At 62.4% G+C, this 19,580-nt stretch carries 17 protein-coding genes; 12 read left to right on the top strand and 5 right to left on the bottom strand.

Going from position 1 to position 19,580, the window contains the following annotated elements; genetic code table 11:
* Positions 1–229 (top strand): hypothetical protein (locus DDD64_RS08930; RefSeq protein ID WP_206435358.1); only part of this gene is annotated, 229 nt, incomplete at its 5' end.
* Positions 230–358: 129 nt separating this feature from the next.
* On the opposite strand, the gene rpmF is transcribed toward DDD64_RS08930, so the two are convergent.
* Complete coding sequence (gene rpmF, locus DDD64_RS06105; RefSeq protein WP_016442420.1) at positions 359–523, bottom strand: 50S ribosomal protein L32; 165 nt, start codon at positions 521–523, stop codon at positions 359–361.
* A gap of 200 nt (positions 524–723) precedes the next feature.
* Between rpmF and DDD64_RS06110 the strand changes: the two genes are divergently transcribed.
* The 4 genes from DDD64_RS06110 (at position 724) to epsC (ending at position 3,831) form a co-directional block, all read left to right on the top strand.
* A complete protein-coding gene (locus DDD64_RS06110) occupies positions 724–1,389 on the top strand; it encodes an IMPACT family protein (RefSeq protein WP_126135515.1) in 666 nt (221 codons plus the stop codon).
* Between the two features lie 69 nt (positions 1,390–1,458).
* Positions 1,459–2,112, top strand: coding sequence for a TetR/AcrR family transcriptional regulator (locus DDD64_RS06115; protein WP_126135516.1), 654 nt, complete (start codon positions 1,459–1,461; stop codon positions 2,110–2,112).
* A gap of 132 nt (positions 2,113–2,244) precedes the next feature.
* A complete protein-coding gene (gene cysK, locus DDD64_RS06120; protein WP_126135517.1) occupies positions 2,245–3,177 on the top strand; it encodes a cysteine synthase A in 933 nt (310 codons plus the stop codon).
* A gap of 81 nt (positions 3,178–3,258) precedes the next feature.
* Complete coding sequence (gene epsC, locus DDD64_RS06125; RefSeq protein ID WP_126135518.1) at positions 3,259–3,831, top strand: serine O-acetyltransferase EpsC; 573 nt, start codon at positions 3,259–3,261, stop codon at positions 3,829–3,831.
* Positions 3,832–3,837: 6 nt separating this feature from the next.
* Here the strand turns inward: epsC and DDD64_RS06130 are convergent, their stop codons facing one another.
* Entirely contained in the window at positions 3,838–4,284 is a 447-nt protein-coding gene (locus DDD64_RS06130) for a ribose-5-phosphate isomerase (protein ID WP_126135519.1), read from the bottom strand.
* Positions 4,285–4,389: 105 nt separating this feature from the next.
* Here DDD64_RS06130 and DDD64_RS06135 point away from each other — a divergent pair, with 105 nt between their 5' ends.
* The 5 genes from DDD64_RS06135 to DDD64_RS06155 all read left to right on the top strand — a co-directional run bounded on the left by DDD64_RS06135 (position 4,390) and on the right by DDD64_RS06155 (position 10,442).
* Positions 4,390–6,456 (top strand): M13 family metallopeptidase, encoded by a 2,067-nt coding sequence (locus DDD64_RS06135; RefSeq protein ID WP_126135520.1) that lies wholly within the window; start codon positions 4,390–4,392, stop codon positions 6,454–6,456.
* 191 nt (positions 6,457–6,647) lie between these two features.
* On the top strand, positions 6,648–7,625 hold the full coding sequence (locus DDD64_RS06140; protein ID WP_126135521.1) for an ABC transporter ATP-binding protein: 978 nt from the start codon (positions 6,648–6,650) through the stop codon (positions 7,623–7,625).
* Positions 7,622–8,452 (top strand): ABC transporter permease, encoded by an 831-nt coding sequence (locus DDD64_RS06145; protein WP_206435398.1) that lies wholly within the window; start codon positions 7,622–7,624, stop codon positions 8,450–8,452. The genes DDD64_RS06140 and DDD64_RS06145 overlap by 4 nt, the downstream gene beginning before the upstream one ends.
* Before the next feature lie 191 nt (positions 8,453–8,643).
* Complete coding sequence (locus DDD64_RS06150; RefSeq protein WP_164545938.1) at positions 8,644–9,753, top strand: sensor histidine kinase; 1,110 nt, start codon at positions 8,644–8,646, stop codon at positions 9,751–9,753.
* 50 nt (positions 9,754–9,803) lie between these two features.
* Positions 9,804–10,442, top strand: coding sequence for a response regulator (locus DDD64_RS06155; protein WP_206435400.1), 639 nt, complete (start codon positions 9,804–9,806; stop codon positions 10,440–10,442).
* Between the two features lie 31 nt (positions 10,443–10,473).
* Here DDD64_RS06155 and DDD64_RS06160 read toward each other — a convergent pair whose 3' ends face one another.
* The gene (locus DDD64_RS06160; protein WP_126135524.1) at positions 10,474–11,070 is read right to left on the bottom strand and encodes a DsbA family oxidoreductase; all 597 of its coding nucleotides are present in this window, start codon (positions 11,068–11,070) and stop codon (positions 10,474–10,476) included.
* A 200-nt stretch (positions 11,071–11,270) separates the two neighbouring features.
* Between DDD64_RS06160 and pepN the strand changes: the two genes are divergently transcribed.
* Together pepN and DDD64_RS06170 are read left to right on the top strand one after the other, a co-directional pair.
* On the top strand, positions 11,271–13,823 hold the full coding sequence (gene pepN, locus DDD64_RS06165) for an aminopeptidase N (RefSeq protein ID WP_126135525.1): 2,553 nt from the start codon (positions 11,271–11,273) through the stop codon (positions 13,821–13,823).
* Between the two features lie 262 nt (positions 13,824–14,085).
* Positions 14,086–15,228 (top strand): coiled-coil domain-containing protein, encoded by a 1,143-nt coding sequence (locus DDD64_RS06170; RefSeq protein WP_126135526.1) that lies wholly within the window; start codon positions 14,086–14,088, stop codon positions 15,226–15,228.
* A 176-nt stretch (positions 15,229–15,404) separates the two neighbouring features.
* Here the strand turns inward: DDD64_RS06170 and DDD64_RS06175 are convergent, their stop codons facing one another.
* Positions 15,405–17,894 (bottom strand): LacI family DNA-binding transcriptional regulator, encoded by a 2,490-nt coding sequence (locus DDD64_RS06175; protein WP_126135527.1) that lies wholly within the window; start codon positions 17,892–17,894, stop codon positions 15,405–15,407.
* A gap of 162 nt (positions 17,895–18,056) precedes the next feature.
* Positions 18,057–19,376 (bottom strand): sugar porter family MFS transporter, encoded by a 1,320-nt coding sequence (locus DDD64_RS06180; RefSeq protein ID WP_126135528.1) that lies wholly within the window; start codon positions 19,374–19,376, stop codon positions 18,057–18,059.
* Positions 19,377–19,580: the final 204 nt, after the last annotated feature.

Consider the following 19,580-nt stretch of genomic DNA (forward strand, 5'->3'; position numbering starts at 1 on the left):
CCACCGTGGCTGGTCTGAGTCTCACCTGCTCACCGCCCTGGATTACTGGCTTTATTCCAGGTCGATCAACACGCAGCCGATGTCTGATTTCGTGTCAAACACGATCCAACCAAGGAAGGAACCGGTTAGTACGCCTAGTGATAAGCCCGTCGAGATTGATACCCATATCGATACCGAACACCCCTGGGAAGACGGTCTAAACATCCGTAAAGGCCAGATCGGACGTTAACGACACGCCGCCATTAGCAACTAATTTTGTCTATTAACCCGCACCGTTGCACCGCGGCGGCACCGAAATATAAAAATACCCTCGTGAGATAACCTCACGAGGGTAAGCAAGCTTGAGCTTCCCGCGGACTTAGTCCGAGAGCAGACCCTTCTTGTAAGCCTTGGCCAGCTTGCGCGGGATGCGCACTTCGCGGCCCCGCACGCGGACGGTCTGGAGCTCGGTGAGCTCGGCCTTCCACTGGGAGCGACGAGAGCGGGTGTTGCTGCGGGACATCTTGCGCTTAGGTACTGCCATGTCAACCGCTCCTCTCTACTTTCCGGGCCGCCCTGCGCAGCCGCTACGAATCTTCGTGAATATCCACGCCGAAACCGACGCTTCAATAACACACAGCGAATGAGTCTACCTCATCACCTCCACGCCGCGCCAGAGCGAGCATGTGAGATATCAAGCATCGCCGCGCCACGTGTCAGCACCGGTGATGAGACAATACCACTATGTCGGATGTGCTATTAGAGGCCGGGGCGCGCTACGAAACTGAACTTGAGATCAAACGTTCTCGTTTTATTACAGTGCTGGCGCGGGTTTCCACCGAGGCGGAGGCGCGCGCTGTGATTGACGGCGAAAAGCGCCGTTTCCCCGATGCCCGCCACCATTGCAGCGCCTACGTGGTCTCCGTTGCCGGCAGCGCTCCGATCCACCGTTCTTCTGACGACGGTGAACCCTCCGGCACCGCCGGGCGCCCCATGCTCGACACCCTCCTCGGCGCGGGAATCACCGATGTTGTTGCGGTAGTCACCCGATATTTCGGGGGAACCCTGCTGGGCACAGGAGGACTGGTGCGGGCGTATTCGGATTCGGTCACCCAGGCACTCGGCCAGGCCCGGCTGGTGGAACGGCGCATCGTGCCCCGTTATCGGGCTTTCCTCCCGCACTCCGACGCCGGCAGATATATCGCCACCCTCTCAGGCGCGGGTTTCACCCCGGAGATGGACTACCACAACGATGGTGTTGAACTGCGCATATCCACTGAGCGCGGGGTAGCCCTGGCCGCTATGATGGCAGAGTTGTCCGCGGGGAATGTCGGCGTCGAACAAATTGATGACGCGATTATCGAGGTTCCTTACCTGGATAAACATGACGACTCTTCTATAGCGCGTTAAAATAAACAAAAACGGCCGCATCGTGCAGTGCCGTATCGACACACGTCAACCACTGAATGCGGTGATGCCATGAGAAGCCCTTTACGGTCACACAAGAAAACCGGCCCCAAACCGACTTTCACTGCCGATGAAGCAATCGATGCAGTCTTCGAGATCGGTTTGGATCGGTTCACGCTCGGCCAGGTTGCCGAGAAACTCGGCGTAGCGACCTCGGCTCTCTATCGTCTCTTCAAAAGCCGCGAAGATCTCATGGAAGCGTGTCTGGCGCGCGTCTCGAGCGAATATCCTCCGCCCGAAGGAGAGAGCGCGGATGCCCTGCTGCGTGATTATGCGAATAAAGTGTGGGAACTTATGGATACCCACCCGGGGCTCGATCTGCTTTTCGTGCAGTTCTCCGCAACCTCGCGTTTTATTGCCCCGCACCTCAATGCCCTTATTAATGCGCTCGAAGATATCGCCGGATGGGATGTGGAAATCGGGCTGCTCGCGGTAGACACCGTTACCAATATCATTATGGCCACCCACGCGGCGGCGGCCTCCTTCAACAACGTCAAAGACGATACCCATATTGCCCAGCCTGCCCGCGGGAATATCGTGCTGTTCTCCCGTCTGAAATGGCGCGACCGGGCCAATCTCGATACCAAACTCGACTTCCTTATTCCCGCTTTCACCGCGGAGGCCGAGCGACGCGCGCGGGAATCGGGTACCACTCCCCGCGATTAGCGGTTAGATGGGGTATCTGCCCAGGTCTATCCATATCTCGGGCCACGCCGAGCCACTCGCGTTCCAGAAAATAACATGGAGCCGCGGGAACAATATGGCTCGCAGCCGCGTTAGCGTACCCGAGGAGGAACTATGACCATTTTCAATGACGCTACTGAACTTGTGGGGCATACGCCCCTCGTCCGTATCAATAAGCTCGCGGAGGGTAGCTCCGCGGAAGTCCTCGCCAAGCTTGAGTTTTACAATCCCGCTAATTCGGTGAAAGACCGGGTGGCGGTGGCCATTATCGATGCCGCGGAAAAGTCTGGCGCGCTGCGCCCCGGTGGCACCATTGTGGAAGGAACCTCGGGGAATACCGGGATCGGCCTGGCCTGGGTGGGTGCCGCGCGCGGCTACAAGGTTATTTTGACGATGCCGGCCTCCATGTCCGTGGAGCGGCGTATGCTGCTGCGGGCTTTCGGGGCGCGCCTGGAGCTGACCGACCCGAAGGAAGGCATGCGCGGGGCGGTGGCCCGCGCCGAAGAAATCGTGGCGAATACCGAGAACGCGATTCTGGCCAGCCAGTTCACCAACGTGGCCAACCCCGCGATTCACGAAAAGACCACGGGTGAGGAAATCTGGGCGGATACCGAGGGCAAGGTCGATTACTTTGTGGCGGGTATCGGAACCGGCGGCACCATTACCGGGGCGGGGCGGGCACTGCGTCGCCATAATCCGGACGTGAAGATCATCGCGGTGGAGCCGGCCGAATCGCCGCTGCTCTCCGAGGGGAAGGCCGGTTCGCACGGTATCCAGGGCATCGGCGCGAATTTCGTTCCCGAGGTGCTCGACACCGAGCTGTACAACGAAGTCTTCCCGGTTCCCACGGCGACGGCGCTTGAGGTGGCGCGCGCGGCTGCCACTTCGGAGGGGCTGCTCCTGGGGATTTCGGGAGGTGCCGCTCTCCACGCCGCCCTCGAGGTCGCGAAGCGTGACGAGGCTGCCGGTAAGCGCATCGTCGTCATCATCCCCGATTTCGGGGAGCGCTACGCCTCTACTCCCCTTTTCGATCCCTACCGCGATTAGGGGAAAGGATAGGTACGACGGCGCAGGCCCACGTGGCGCGGGGACTCAGCTCACAGCGCGGGGCCGGCTAGAGTAGGTTCTATGGGTTTATCTCGAGCACTCCGGATGATGCGGGAAGATATTGATACCGCACGCCGGCGCGATCCGGCGGCGCGCTCCCGCCTGGAAGTAGTACTGGCTTACTCCGGCGTGCATGCCGTGTGGGGGCACCGGGTGGCACACGCGATGTGGGAGGCGACGCCGCGGCTGCGGCTACCGGCACGCCTCCTCTCGCAAGCCACCCGGTTGCTCACCGGGGTGGAAATCCACCCCGGTGCTCGCATCGGCCGCCGTTTCTTCATTGACCACGGCATGGGCGTGGTGATCGGAGAAACCACAGAGATCGGCGATGATTGCATGATCTACCACGGGGTAACCCTGGGTGGGTCATCAGCCGAACCGGTCAAACGCCACCCCACCTTGGGAAATGGCGTCATGGTGGGAGCGGGCGCGAAAATACTCGGCCCTGTCCGCATTGGGGACGGTTCCCAGGTGGGCGCTAACGCCGTCGTCGTTCATGATGTGCCGGCGGAAGCGACCGCGGTGGGAATCCCCGCGCGGGTACGCACCCCGGCCCATCACGAACCGCTCATCGATCCGGCGATCTATATTTAGGGCTTTTTAGGCGCCTTCGTAACGCGCGATCTGGTCGATGCGGCGCTGGTGGCGCTCATCTTCGCTGAAGGGTGTTTCCAGGAAAAGCTTGACGAGGTTCCACGCCTCTTCCGGGGTATGCTGGCGCGCTCCAATAGAAATAACGTTGGCGTTATTGTGTTCGCGCCCGAGCTTGGCGGTGGCCTCATTCCAGGCGAGGATCGCGCGCACGCCGCGCACTTTATTCGCTGAAATCTGCTCGCCGTTCCCGGAACCGCCCAATACAATCCCTAGCGACCCGGCATCGTCTACGACGCCCTGCCCGCAGGCAATACACGGAGCGGGGTAATCATCGAGCGCGTCATAGGTTTTGGCGCCGTGGTCCACCACTTCGTAGCCACTTTCTTCCAGTTTCTCCACCAGGAATTCCTTGAGCTCGAAACCGGCATGATCTGTTCCAATATGTACTCGCATGCAGCAATCCTATCCTATTGTGCCGCTTGTCACTTTTACTTTGGCGTGGTGCGCCGGTGGCGATGCGCTATTTAAAGTGTCGTAGGCGTCCACTACCCTGGACACATGACTGATACTGCTTTGCACGCTGTGCTTTCGGGCGCTGATACGTCGGTGCGCCCCCAGGATGATCTTTTCCGTGCCGTCAATGGCACCTGGTTGCGTGAAAAGGAAATTCCAGCCGATCAGGTCTCGGTCGGTTCCTTCATCGATCTACGCGATGAGGCGGAGCTTCACGTACGTGAACTTATTGAGAAAGCTGCGGATGCCGCGGGCACTGCCGGTTCGGAAACGGCCGCTGGCGATAAAGCCGCCGCCGCGGATTCCGCACCGGGCGTTCCGGCGGAATCCCTCGCGAAGGTTGTGGCCCTCTACCGTTCTTTTATTGATACCGCTGCAATTAATGAGAAGGGCACCGCTCCCCTCGCCGCTGATCTTGATCCGGTAGCCCAGGCGGAAACAAAGGAGGATCTGGCCCGCGTTATTGGCGCCCTCATGCGCACCGGGGTGGATAGTTTCTTCGGGGTGGATGTGGCCCCCAGCCTGGTCAATCCCAATGTCCATGAGTTCTCCATCGGCCAGTCCGGCCTGGGTTTGCCCGATGAAGCCTACTACCGCGAAGCGCAATTCGCTCCGGTCTTGAGCGCCTACCGAGATTTTGTGCCGCAACTGGCCCAGCTCGCTTTTGATGAGAAGGCCACCGAACCCAGCGCTGCTATCACAGCCGCCGCCGGGCGCGTCATCGATGTGGAAACAAAACTCGCCACCGCGCATATGAGCCGCACGGATGCCCGGGATATGGATAAGGTCAATAACCCGATGTCCTTCGCGGATTTCGTGGCTTCGGCCCCGCAGTTCCCCTGGGCCACCGCGCTGCGCGCTATTGGTTATGACCCCGATCAGCTCGGCACCATTATTGTGACCACCCCGCAGGCGCTGCAGGCTGCCGCGCAGCTGTGGGAAGAAACCCCGCTGGAAACCTTGCGGGAATACACTCGCTGGCGCATTCTGCTCGCGCGCGCTTCCTACCTGCCCGAAGTGATTGATGCCAAGAATTTCGATTTCTACGGTAAGGTGCTCGCCGGTACCACCCAGCAGCGGGATCGCTGGAAGCGTGCGGTGCAGCTGGTCAATGGTGCGCTCGGTGAAGCGGTGGGGCAACTCTACGTGGCCTCCTATTTCCCGCCCGAACACAAAGCCACCATGGATCAACTGGTGGCGGATCTCCTGGATGCCTACCGCCTGTCCATCCGGGATCTTGACTGGATGAGCGATGCCACCAAGGAGCGCGCCCTGGCCAAGCTGGATACTTTCGCCCCGAAGATCGGCTACCCCGAAAAGTGGAAGGATTATTCCTCCATGCAGATCGGCACGGATCTGCTGGCCAATATTCGCGCTGCGTGCGAATTTGAGGTGGAGGAAAACATCGCGAAGCTCGGCAAGGAAGTTGATCGCAGCGAATGGCATATGAATCCGCAAACGGTCAATGCCTACTACAACCCGCAGTGGAATGAAATCGTATTCCCGGCGGCGATTTTGCAATGGCCTTTCTTCGAGCAGGATCGCGATGCTGCCTTCAATTACGGGGGTATCGGTGCGGTAATCGGCCACGAAATCGGGCACGGTTTCGATGACCAGGGCTCCAAGTTCGATGCGGATGGTTCCCTCAATAACTGGTGGACGGATGAGGATCGGGCGGAATTTGAGAAGCGCACCGCGGCTCTTATCGCGCAATTCAATTCCTATATCCCGGCCCAGTTGAACGGTGATGAGGCTTTCCACGTCAACGGTGAACTCACCCAGGGTGAAAACATCGGGGATCTAGGGGGCCTGTCCATCGCACTCAAGGCTTATGAAATCCACTTGGCGCGCGAAGGTCTCACGCTGGAGAGCGCTCCGGTGATTGACGGCTACACCGGCGCGCAGCGCGTCTTCCTCTCCTTCGCCAAGATCTGGCAGGGGAAGAACCGTGACGAATGGGCCCGCCAGCTCATCGCCATTGACCCGCATTCCCCCTCCGAATTCCGCTGCAATGGCACGGTGAAGAATATCGACGCCTTCGCGCAGGCTTTCGGCTTGGAAGAAGGCGACGCCCTCTACCTCGCCCCGGAAGAACGCGTGCGTATTTGGTAAACGTGCTTCGTGCCTCCGTGCGGATACGTGCGGAAGTAGTACGACGCCGGCGCTAGCGCGCGCCTAGGTGCCACAGCGTACCGGCGGCGGGGTGCCGGACTGACCAGGCCACCTATCCATGACATCTGTCATGAAGAAGTGGTGATTCTTGGCAGTTCCGGTACCCCGCCGCCCATTTTTACACTGATGGCATGAACACAATACCCGGGGCCAACCCGCCCCATCCGGTCCCTACCGCGCACCCCGCTGTTGCGGCCCGCGCCCTCAGCCGTTCTTTCGGACAAGTGCGCGCCGTGGATAATCTGTCGCTCACGATCACTACCGGGGAAATCGTGGCACTCCTAGGCCCCAACGGAGCCGGGAAAACCACACTCCTCGATATGGTCCTCGGCTTCACCAAACCCAGCAGCGGCACCCTTGACGTTCTCGGCCAGGCTCCCGGCTCCCCGGCCCTCACCGGGCACATTGGGGCCATGTTGCAGACCGGCGGGATGCTACGCGATCTCACCGCCGCGGAAACCCTCCATTTCCTCGCTGATTGCCTTCCCTTCCATTTGCCGGTAGTTGATGTCATTGAGCGCGCCGGCATGAGCGACTTCGCCTCCCGGAAAATCGCCAAATGCTCCGGCGGCCAAATCCAGCGCATCCGTTTCGGTGCCGCGCTGCTATCAGACCCGGAGCTACTTATCCTCGATGAACCCACCGCGGGGCTGGACGCCACGGCGCGCCGTGACTTCTGGGAGCACATTCGGGCCGACGCCGCCCGCGGACGCACCATCATCTTCGCCACCCATTACCTCCAGGAAGCCCAAGATATGGCCGAGCGGGTCATCCTCATGAATAACGGACGCATCGTCGCGGACGGAAGCGTTGCTACTATCACCGCCCAGCAACGCCACCACCTCACCGTCACCTGGAATCCACAGGCGAGTATCACCCCGGAAGAAGTAGCCCAGCGCGCAGGCGCTGACACGGTCGAACGAGACGGTGACCTGGTGCGTTTCACCGTGGCAGATTCTGATCGGCTTGCCGCCGTGATTCTCAACGAAGGTCTCGGCTCCCATCTTCAGATTTCTGCCGCCAGCCTCGAAGATGCTTTCTTCACCCTCACAGCCTCCCCACACACCGATTCACCCGCCACTGCGGCACCCGAAGGAGCCCGCTCATGACCACTCCCGTAACCAGTCCGGCTACGCCCCGTTCCCGCACCAGTATTTTCTTCTCCTATATCCGCCACGAGCTCTGGCGAAATCTACGGATGGTGGACTCCCTCATTTTCCTCATCGCCCTCCCCCTCGTGATCTTCGCAGTTTTCGGGGTGGCCTCCCCGGGCACCGATAAACACATTCCCGGCGGCACCATCGCCGCCTACGTCATGGTGAGCTTGGCCCTCTACGGAGCGGCCACCGCGGCGACATCCATGGCGGGCGCCGCCGCCGTGGAACACGACAGCGGCTGGGGCCGCCACCTAGCCCTCACCGGGATGCGCCGCGGGGACTATCTGGCAGGCAAAATCATTGTCAGCCTCCTCATCGCCTGCCTCCCCATCGGCGCGACCTTCCTCCTCGGCATGCTCACCAGAGCAGAATTTGATACTCCTGGGATCTGGCTCGCGAGCGCCGGGCTGTGCCTGGTAGGCGTATTTCCCTTCGCTTTCTTCGGCCTCGCCGTTGCCCTGGCGCTCCGCAGCGAAACAGCGGTGTCCATCGCCTCCGGCGTGGTGGTGCTTCTCGCTTTCCTCGGTAATCTCTTCATGCCGCTGAGCGGGGCAATGATGGAGGTGGCCCGCTACACGCCCTTCTACGGGGCAGGCGTGCTGGCCCACTGGCCCCAGAACGGGGAAGTGATTATTACCGGTGCTTTCGCCACGCCGGGTATGCCAGAGATCCTTCCCACCGAATCCTTCGCCTGGGCAATCGGGAATGTGGTGGTGTGGACGCTTGTCTTCGCGGCACTGGCGCTCCTGGCCCTGCGCCGTTCGACGGTGCGGCGCTAAAGTACGGGCGCTAAGGTACGGCTAACGTGCGAGCACAGCACCGGGCACGAGCTGCGGCCGCGGAAGAGCTTCGCGACCGCTATGCTCGTTCTATGGCCCCATCCCCCGCCGCGTCGTCTCCCGCAGTCTCATCGACCACCGCAGCGCCGCGGACCTCCGCGCCGTCCCCAGCTAGCCATTATCTAAATCGCATGTGGCGCACCGACAACCAGATACCGGCAGCCCCCACTACTCGCCGCGAGCGCCTGACCATGCTCTTCGGCAGCGGGATCTGGCTCATCTTCCTGGTCTTTCCTTTCGCTGGAGTTCTCTTAACGCCAAGTCTCACTCCACTTGAGCGCAGCCTCGGTTACGCGGGAATCTGTGGGTTTGGACTGACATATATTCTGATTTTCCAATTTCCGGATATGCGTCCCTCGTGGCCCCGCTGGGTATCCCTCACGTTATGGAGCATTCCGCTGCTTGCCTGCGCGGCACTTATCCACCCTTTCCCCTTTGGCTTCGCCTACACGGCACCTTTCTTCGCGGCAATATGGATTTTTTCACTCCCGCTCATACCCGGGATTCCGTGCGGGCTTCTCTGTTTCGCGGGCGGAGCGGCGGCCCATATCTTGGCGCCGTATGATTTCGTGTGGGCAGCGTTTCTGGGCAGCATTATTATCCCAATGATCCCCATTCTCATCTCTCGCTTGCTGGAAGAATTTGCCGCGCGGTCGGCACGGATGCGCGCGGAGCTCATCCTTTCGGAGCAACGCTCCGAGCTGGCCTCCGTGGTTCATGATGTGCTGGGGCATTCGCTGACCGCCATCACCGTGAAAACTCAATTGGCCTCGCGACTAATGGAGACCAACCCGGATGCGGCGCGTGCCGAATTAGAAGAAAGTCTCAAAATTTCGCGCGATGCTATCGACACGGTGCGGGCCACCGTGACCGACCTGCGCCAGCCCACTCTTGATGCTGAGCTGGATTCCGCCTACGCGCTGCTCCGTTCCGCGCGTATCGCCGCGCATGTCACGCCTCCCCCGGAACTTCCCCTCCTCACCGCCCAGCTTTTCGCGTGGGTGGTGCGGGAAGCGGTCACGAATACGGTGCGCCATTCGGGTGCGCGCACCTGCACCATCATTATTGAGGACAGGGAGAGTGGCACGCGCTTGCGGGTGGAGGACGACGGCGTAGGTATCCCCGCGGGGGCTCCGGCAGGTACCGGACTGACCGGGCTGCGCGAGCGCGTGGAAGCTGCCGGTGGAACCATAACGATTACCCGACTGGAGCCGGGAACCCGCGTGGAGGTGAGCATATGAACGACGCCGCGCAGCTAGGCAACGGTGCGGCCTCCAACAGCAGCTCGCAAATGAGCACCGGGACGACTACGGGGCGCCACCGCCTCATCCGGGTAGTGCTCGCCGATGATCAGCGAATGGTGCGCGAAGCATTGGCGGCGCTCCTCAACCTGGAAGAGGATATCGAGATAGTGGCGCAGCTGGAAGATGGCAGCGCCGTCGTTCCCACCGTGGCGGACACCGGTGCCGATATTGCGCTCCTTGATATCGAAATGCCGCATGTGGATGGAATCGCGGCGGCGCAAGCACTGCAGGAGGCGGGAGGCGACTGCGGCGTCGTTATTGTGACGACGTTTGGGCGCGCCGGGTATTTGCAGCGTGCCATGGCGGCCGGGGCGCGCGGTTTTGTTGTTAAAGATGCGCCGGCCGAGGAACTCGCCGCGGCGCTGCGCACCGTTGCCGGCGGCGGCTATGCTATCGATCCGCAGCTGGCAGCGCAGGCCTTGCAGATGGGGCCCAATCCGCTCACCGAACGCGAGGGTGATGTGCTGCGCCTGGCGCTCAGCGGGGCGACCGTGAAAAGCATGGCCGCGCAGCTGTATCTATCGCAGGGGACGGTGCGTAATCACCTCTCGGCGGCTATCGGGAAAACCGGGGCGCGCACCCGCACCGAGGCAGCGCAGCTCGCCCGGGCCCGCGGGTGGATCTAAGAGAGCACCCGCGGGCAAAGCTGCGCAGTGGCTAGCTAAAAATTGGCCCCGTGGTGCGTGAGCGCTTGAGCTCGAAGAAACCGGGGGTGCGAGCCAGGGCGAGGCAGCCATCCCAGAGGGCGAGGGCGGCCTGCCCGTGCGGGGCCGGGGAGATGACGGGGCCGAAGAAAGCCGCACCGTCGAATGAAATAATGGGCACGCCCACCTCATCACCCACGAGGGCCAGCCCGGCCGCCACGCTCTCGCGTAGTGCGGCGTCGTAATGGGCGGCGTCGTTCAAATATTCGCTACCTTCACCGAGAGCCGCGAGCACTTCAGCGAGGATTTCGCGCCCCACGGGGCGCCGATCTTCGTGAATAGCCTGTCCCAATGCGGTGTAGAACTCGTCGAGTTTCTCGTTACCTTCGAGCTGGGCAATTTTCATGGCGACGAGCGCCGTTTCGCGCCCCTCCTCCACGTGAGCGCGGTACTCCGCGGAAATATCCTTCCCCTCGTTGAGGATGGCGAGGGAGAAGGGGCGCCATGTGACGGTGAAATCGCGGGCGGCGGCGACCTCCGCGACCCAGCGGGAAGTAATCCACGTCCACGGACATGTTGCATCAAACCAAAATTCAACCTGAGTAGTCATGGTTCTATCCAAGCGTGAAAGCGGGCGCCGCGGGCCTCCTCGCGCCATAAGCGAAACTGGAACGGTGCGGCAATGGCGCAGCAACGGCGCGACAACGGCGCAGCAACGACGCGGCCGAAAGCGGGCACGGCGGGCACTGGCGCGCCAGAACCGGTAGGATTTCACGTAAATTGTGCTGAAAGCCAAGGAAAGGAAGCTTGATGGCCGGGACTAATCTCACCCGCGCAGAAGCTGCGGAGCGCGCACAGATCGTAGCGACGCAGAATTACCGCATTGAACTTGATCTGACCACCGGGGAGGAAACCTTCGCGGCGGTGACCGAAATTGATTTTGAAGCAACGCCGGGTGCCGATACGTTCCTCGACCTCATCGCGAAGTCGGTGGAGCGCGTGGTGCTCAACGGTGCGGAGCTCGACCCGGCCAGCTACCAGGATTCACGCCTGCCGCTGCCGAACCTGGCTGCACAGAATACGGTGCGGGTGGAATCCACCCAGTACTACTCGCGCACCGGCGAGGGCCTGCACCGCTACGTGGATCCGGCCGACGGTGAGGTCTACCTCTACTCCCAGTTTGAGGTGGCGGACGCGCGGCGGGTCTTCGCGAATTTCGAGCAGCCTGATCTCAAGGCGAATTTCACTTTCACGGTGACCGCGCCGGAAAACTGGAAGGTCTTTTCCGTCTCCCCCACCCCCGAACCGGTGGCGCTGGGAGAAGGCAAGGCCCGCTGGGACTTCACCCCCACCGAGCGCCTATCCACCTACCTGGTGGCGATTGTGGCCGGCCCCTACGAGGGCGTGGAAGGCGAGCCTTTCCATTCCATCGACGGGCGCGATATTCCGCTGGGTGTGTACGCGCGCAAGTCGCTGGCACCCTATCTGGATGCGGATGAGATTTTCACCATCACCCGTCAGGGATTTGACTACTACGAAGCTAATTACGGCCATCCCTACCCGTTCCGCAAGTACGACCAGGTGTTCTGCCCCGAATACAACGCGGGCGCCATGGAGCATCCGGGCCTGGTGACCATCGTGGAAACCTATGTGTTCCGCACCAAGCCCACCGGCGCGATTATCGACCGGCGTACCATCACCATCCTGCACGAACAGGCCCATATGTGGTTCGGTGACCTGGTTACCATGAAGTGGTGGGATGATCTGTGGCTCAACGAATCTTTCGCGGAGTTCATGAGCCACCTGGCCGCTGCCAATAACACCCGCTGGAAGGATGCCTGGACCACCTTCCTCGCATCCGAAAAGACCTGGGCGATCCAGCAGGATCAGCTTCCCTCCACCCACCCTATTGCCGCGGATATTCGCGATCTGGAAGATGTGCTCGTCAATTTTGATGGCATCACCTACGGCAAGGGTGCCTCCGTGCTCAAGCAGCTGGTGGCCTACGTGGGTCAAGAACAATTCCTGGCCGGGGTGCGTGCCTATATTGCTAAGCACAAGTGGGGCAATGCCACGCTCAGCGATCTGCTCACCGAACTGGAAGCTTCCTCCGGGCGTGACCTCAAGGAATGGACCCGGGTGTGGCTGGAAGAATCCGGTGTTAACACCCTGCGTCCCGAAGTCGAATCGAGCAGCGGGGTGATCGACCGCCTCACCGTGGTTCAGACGAACGACGCGAACTCCTCCCTGCGCCCGCACCGTATCCGCATTGCCGGGTATGACCTGGACGGTGACGCGCTGCGTTGCGTGAAGTCCGAATGGGTGGATATTGCCGGTGAACGCACCGAGATCGCCTCCTTCGCGGGTGCTGAACGCCCCGACCTCATCCTCCTCAACAGCCAGGATTGGGGTTACGCCAAGATCCGCTTCGATGCTGATTCCTTCCGGGTAGCGCTGGAGAACCTCGACAAGTTCGATAACCACCTGGATCGTTCCGTGGTGGTCTTCGCGGCGATGGATATGATGCGCGACGGCGAACTCGATGCCCATACCTACGCCGATATCGCCTTGGCAGTGCTGGCGGATGAAACCGATGGCACCGTGTTGCGCGTGGTGCTCGGCTCCCTGCATTCCGCGGTTGAGCTGTACTCCAACCCGGCCACCCGCGCGGAGTTCGCCGCTGCCGTTTCCGAGCGTATTTTCGAACTGGCGCTCACCGCGGCACCGGGTTCGGACCGCCAGCTCCAGCTCATGGGTGCGGCGATGCGCCGGGCCGTGAGCGATGAGCAGCTCGCTCTTATTGCCGGGTGGCGCGACGGCGTGGCCGTTCCGGAAGGGTACGACGTCGACCAGGAAGTGCGCTGGAATATCCTCATCGCGCTGGCGGCGAATGGGCGGGCCGATCAGGCCGCCATCGATGCCGAATTCGCCCGTGATTCTTCCTCCTTCGGGCAGATTTTCGCGGCCCAGGCCGAAGGTGCGCTGCCTGATAGCGCGGCCAAGGAAAAGGTCTGGGAAGAAATTGTGCATCCGGAAACCAATACCCGCCAGCGCAACCTCGCCCTGGGAACCGGGCGTTCCTCCGCGGAAAGCGTGCGTGCTTACGCGGAAAAGTACTTCGCGGTTGCCAAGGAAATGTGGGATAACAACTCGGTGGAGATCGCCTCGAATATGCTCGAGTACGCTTACCCGGCCCAGCTGGCGGGCCGTACCGATCTTGGGGTTGACCTGCTGGCCCTCGGTCAGGAATGGCTGGCCACCACGGATGCGGCTCCGGCCTGCCGGCGCATCGTCTCCGAAGTGGTCGATGGTACCGCTCGCGCGGTGCGCAACCAGGAAGCCGACCGGAAGGCCGGGAACTAGGCACTCTAGCTCTGGCAAGATAAGCCGCGCGCAAAGCGCATAAATCGGCGCGCGAGCAGGTTATACAAGCGCATGGCGCAAACGGTGGTGCGGGAACTCCTGATGGGTTTCCGCACCACCGCAGTTAACTGGTGTGCCACTGGCGCTAGTGTGTTCGCTTTCTTGAATATTTATATCGTCACACTTATTAATAGATTTTCATTAACTGCTTATAAACTTGTGGTGCGTACCGTATATATCCAAGGAAGAGGAAGGTACCCCGATGAAGCACCCGAGTTACCTGGCTGTTGCCGCCGCCGCGGCCACAGCCATTTTTATTCCCACCGTGGCACTTGGTGCCCCGGCCACACCGAACGCAACAACGAGCAATCTTTCCCGCATGGATGCGGACAAGGATAAGGCTGCACAAGATAAGGCCGCCGCGGAAGCCGAACTGGCTCGAGTAACTGCCGATCTCGCCGCCGAGCAGGCGAAGATTCCGCAGCTCGAAGAATCTCTTGCGGCCGCACGCCAGCGCTTGGCGGATCAGGAGGCACCGCTCGCCCCGCTCCTCGCACAGCAGCAGGAACTGACAACCGCATGCGGCAAGCTGGACACCGCCGTAGCCAGCCAGGAGGAAAAACTGGCCCAGCTGCGAACCACACTGAAAGAAGTCCAGGAAACCGAGTACGCCACCATTGATGAGAAAAACGCGCTGGTGGTCAAGCGGACAAAGATGCAGCAGGCCGGCGCGGATGTAACGGAGATCAGCGCTCAGATCGACGCCTTGGAAAAGAAGCTTGAGCAGCTGCGCACCCAACAGCAGCAACTCAATACCCAGATTTATGCCTTGCAGCCGCTCGTTGAGGAGCTGCGGGCCGCGCAGCAGCAGTGCCCCGTTATGCAGGCTGAGCTTGCCCAGCAGATTAAGGATGCACAGGCGGCGGCAGACCCGGCCCGCGCGGAGGTTGCCGAGCAGGAGAAAGCGCTGAGTGAGGCGCGCACCCGGGTGGCGACGCTCACCGAACGCGCCACCGCGCTCAACAAGAAGATCGCGGAGCTCGCAGAGATCCTCGCGCGCCCGGTTCCCACCCCGCCCACCCCGCCCTCGCAGCCCGACCGTCCGGTCCAACCGGGGCAGCCGGCCCCGTCTGTTCCGGCAGATCCGGCCCAGCCTTCCTCTCCCGTTGTTCCGACGACGCCGCCCGCCGGTCCCGCGGCCAATCCGGTCGGCACCGGTGCCCCGGCCACGCCCACCGCACCTGCCGGGGCGGCAGCGAGCAGCACTCAGGCAAGCAGCGCCCAGGCGGCATCCCAGAAAAAGCAGCTTGCCAACTCCGGTGCTGAACTGGGTGGTGCCATCGGTGCGGCCGTTGTGCTTCTCGGGGCTGGCGGCGTGCTCATGACCCGGCGAGTGCGCGACTAAGTAGCGGGCCAGCTATCCAGCAACCGCTGGATCCCCCTCACGATAGAAGCGGCGGATACACACCGGTATCCGCCGCTTCTTCTATAGGAATGCTGGCGCTTTCCGCCATGCTGGCGCTTCAGCACCACGCATTCACACCGCCCGGCCGGGCTTATGCCGCGCGGCCGCGCCGTCCCTTAGCGCAAGGCGCGCGGGAGCCGGGCGCCGTCGCCGTTAAACGCGGAGAGCGGGTAGCACGTGACCTGAAGATCGCCGCTCACCTCCATCCGCACCTGCCCGCGCGGGTAAATGCGCTGGGTGAAGGAGGCGGTGTTCTCCTGGAAAAGCTCCACCAGAGAGCCGTCCATCCACAGCGAGGCCGGCGCATTCACCGCCGCGGTGAAGAGTACTTCGTTCGTTTCCGAATCGCGCAGCGAGATGGTGCCGCTACCCGCCAGATCCAGGGAGAAGGAGTGCAGCTCGGGCAGTTCGGTCACGACCTCGCCTTCGCCTTCACGTAGCGCGAAAATCTCGGGGGCCGGCTGGGTCCACACCCGGCCCTCGGTGATACGCACCTGGCGCGGGTAGGTCAGCGCACCGTTGTAGCCCGAAGCGTCAATATCCGCGTCGGTGCGATCCGAACCTTCCCAGGTCCAGCCCCACGCAAGCACACGGTCCCCATCCACCACGCACTGGGGCGCGTAGAAGTCGGGCCCGGCGTCGAATTCACCGCCGGCACGGGGCACGAAACGCGGGTATCCGGCGCTCATATCGAGATCGCCCACCAGGTAGGCCACACCCGTGAGATGATCCATGAGCGTTTCCGCTTCCACCCACTGGGAAACGATAAGCACCCACGCATCCCCCACCTGGATGAGCTGGGGGCATTCCCAGATGGAGGCCGGGGCATAGATGGAGGCGAGCGGGTCGTCGCCCACCAGCAGGGTGTCCAGGTAGCGCCAGTTGCGCCAGTCGGAGCATTCGTAGAGGAAAATGACGGGGGTGCCATCCTCGAAGCCGCCGCCGTGAATGGCGTAGGTTGTGCCCTCCACCTGGAAAATGAAGGGATCGCGCATAGCGCGCACGTTTTCGATGGGCGGCATGGTGGCGACGACGCCAGTGGGCTCCCAGCCGCTCCGGTCGGCGTTTTCCTCTGCCAGGACCGTCACGGAGGGGCCGTCCCCGCGGGTGACGGCGGTGTAGAGCAGCGAGGATACCCCCTCGTGCACGGCGCCCACGCCGGACCAGCAGCCAGCCGAATCGGGCTGGCCGGGGCGCGGCTTGAGAGCGATGGGCTGCGCCGTCCAATTGACGAGGTCGGTGGAGGTGGCATGCCCCCAGTGGATGTGGTCATGCCAAGGTGCCTTGGGGTTGTACTGGTAGAACATATGCCAGGTATCGCCCACCTTGTGGATGCCGTTGGGGTCGTTGACCCACCCGAAGTTCGGGCGCACGTGCAGGGCGGGGAAGAAACGGTCGGGGAAGTGATCGAGCTGTGTCATGATTGCCTCCTTTGTTGCGGGGCTTGGGGGCGGCGTGGCCGCCAGCGGGGAACGGCTGTGTCCCTCATCGTTGAGGAGGGCACGGTCGGGTACCCAGCCGGCGTGACGGCGCCCGTGGGCTGCGGCGTAGAGCCGATGTTGGTCGGTTCCCGCCGTTGAGCTTTCCTGCGGCGCCGTGGGGCAGCCGCAGCTCGGCCCGGTGATAACGGTGCAGGGCACCAGTCGGGTACGGTGCCGCTCCGCGGCGGCATCCGAATCACCAAGCAGGCGGGTTATTTCGGTAATGGCGCGCTCGGCAACCTCTTCTACCGGGTCAACGGCGCGCAGGAATGATTGGGCTTCGGGCAGGTGGGAATCGTCGAAAACTGCCAGGCGGATATCCCGGCCGGGTACCAGCCCGCGGCGCCGTATCTCCGCCATGGCGGGCACGCACATGGCGGAGCTGCCCAGTACCAGGGCGTCAATATGGGCGCAGGAATCGAGTACCTGAGCGATCTGGCGGCGCACCGCCCGCGGGGAGGAATGGGCCCCCACCAGCTGATGGCGGGTCACCCGATGGCCCCGTTCCACCAGGGCCTCCTCGAAGCCGCGCATATGCTGCGAGCCGTTGGCAATGCGCCGGTCCGGGTAGAAGAGCACCGGGTAGCGCACCCCGTGGTCGAGGAGGTGGGCGGTGATATCGCGGATCCCCTGCTGGTAGTCCGTGCTTACCTGCGGAGCCACCACGGCGGGATCATTCCCGTTGACCACCGCGAAGGGGATGGCGTGGCGGCGCAGCCGGGGCAGCGAATGCCGGCGCCATCCGGGCACGGGGCTAATAATAACCGCGTCCAGACGGTGCGCGATGAGGGCGCTGAGCGCCGCTTCTTCGGTATGCACATTCGCCCCGGTATCCAGCAGGAAGGGCACCAGACCGGCGTCGGTGGCCTGGCGAGCCAGCTCCAGGGCCACCGCCGTGCCCCCGGCGTTACCCAGCAAGGTCCCCACAATGGCGATTCCGGGCGACGCCCCGGCACGCAGGGAGCGGACGGTGCGCGGGCTGGAGTAGCCCAGTTCCGCCGCCGCTTCAAGGACCCGCATCCGGGTGGATTCGGCCACCCGCCGGGTTCCGTTGAGCACGTGGGACACCGTGGTGATCGACACCCCGGCGCGGCTCGCCACGTCTTTCATCCCTACGCCCGCCATTGTTCCTCCTTCTTATTTTTTACGACGACGCCGGCGGCCCGCTGCGCGGCCCGCGCACACCTGCCCGCGAGCCACTCGGACGGCGCACGGTGCGCACACGGTGCGTGGGCACCGTATCTGGCGTGGGGCGCACACGGTGCGCCGCCGTGAGCGCCGTCCGGGCTATACGTCTTCGAGAAGAGTTCCCTTCGTCTCCGGCATCATAGTCCGTGACCAGATGACCGCGCCGAGCATGCACGCAGCGTAGAAGAGGAAGGTGAAGGTCATCGAGGCTTGGAACATCACCGGGAAGGTGCCGGAAATGATCGCGGCAGACACCCAGTGGGCGGCCGAACCAACGGCCTGCCCGTTCGCACGGTGGGCCGGCGGGAAGATCTCCGAGATGAAGACCCACAGTACCGAACCAATACCAACCGCGAACGCGGCGATGAACACGATGATGAGCACCAGCACAATAATGCCGGTGGTCGTGGACAGTTCCGAGCCGTTGAAATAGAAGATTCCGGCGATGGCCAGCAGGGCCACCAGGTCAATGCCCGCACCGAGCGTGACCAGCGGGCGGCGCCCCACCTTATCCACGAGGGAGCGCCCCAGCAGGGTGAAGGCCAGGTTGGTCAGCCCCACCAGGATGGAGGAGGCGAAGGCGGCATCGCCGGCGATACCGGCCGACTGGAGCAGAGACGGTGCGTAGTAGAGCACCGCATTGGTGCCCGCGAACTGCGAGAAGAAGGCAATGAGGATGGCCATGGTGATGGGGCGGGCGGTGCGCTTGGAGAAGAAGGGCTCCGTTGCCGCGGCGTGCGGAGCAGCATTATGCATATTTTCCATCACCTGAGCGGCCTCGCGCTTGCCCCACAGGTCTTCCATCACACGCAGGGATTCGGCGTCACGCCCGCGGGTGTAGAGCCAGCGCGGGCTTTCCGGGATGAAGTAGCACACCGCGAGGAAGATGAGTGAGGGTACCGCCTGAATACCGAGCATCCAGCGCCAGCCCAGTTCCACCGGCATCATCTTGACGATGATGTAATTGGAGAAGTAGGACACCACAATGCCGATCACGATATTGAGCTGCACCGTGGCCACCAGTTTTCCGCGCCGGGCCGCCGGGGAAATCTCCGCCGTGTAGAGCGGGGCAATCACCGAAGAAGCCCCCACTGCGATCCCGCCAAGCATGCGGAAGATGAGGAAGAAGACCCAGCTATTGGCCACCGCCACGCACACCGAGGTGATGAGGTAGAGGGCCGCCACGCCTTTGAGGACGGGGCGCCGGCCCCATTTATCGGCCGGGATGCCACCGAAGAGGGCCCCGATAATGGTGCCGATCAGGGCGCAGGAGACCGTGAAGCCCAGCTGCCCGGCACTCAAATCCCATTTGTCTTGGAGCGCTGCCGTGGTTCCGGAAATCACCGCGGTATCGAAACCGAAGAGGAAGCCACCGAGTGACGCGGCGGTGGCCGAAAATGGTACGAGATGTTTTTTCATGTTCTCTCCTCACCGTTGAGAATGTTAATCGTGGCCGGTGCGGAGACGGTGGGAACGGTGCGCTTCCATTGCGCCTCATCCTCCCCTGCCCCGTGCCCCATTCCCCACTCAGGGATGAGGCAGACCGGCCGGTGCATTCACTCTAAGAAGAAGTGCTGGGCAACAGATAGGCCCGTCTCCTAAAATTTGCGCAAATTTTAGGAG

Source organism: Actinotignum sanguinis, assembly GCF_003957255.1.
GTDB classification, from domain to species: domain Bacteria; phylum Actinomycetota; class Actinomycetes; order Actinomycetales; family Actinomycetaceae; genus Actinotignum; species Actinotignum sanguinis.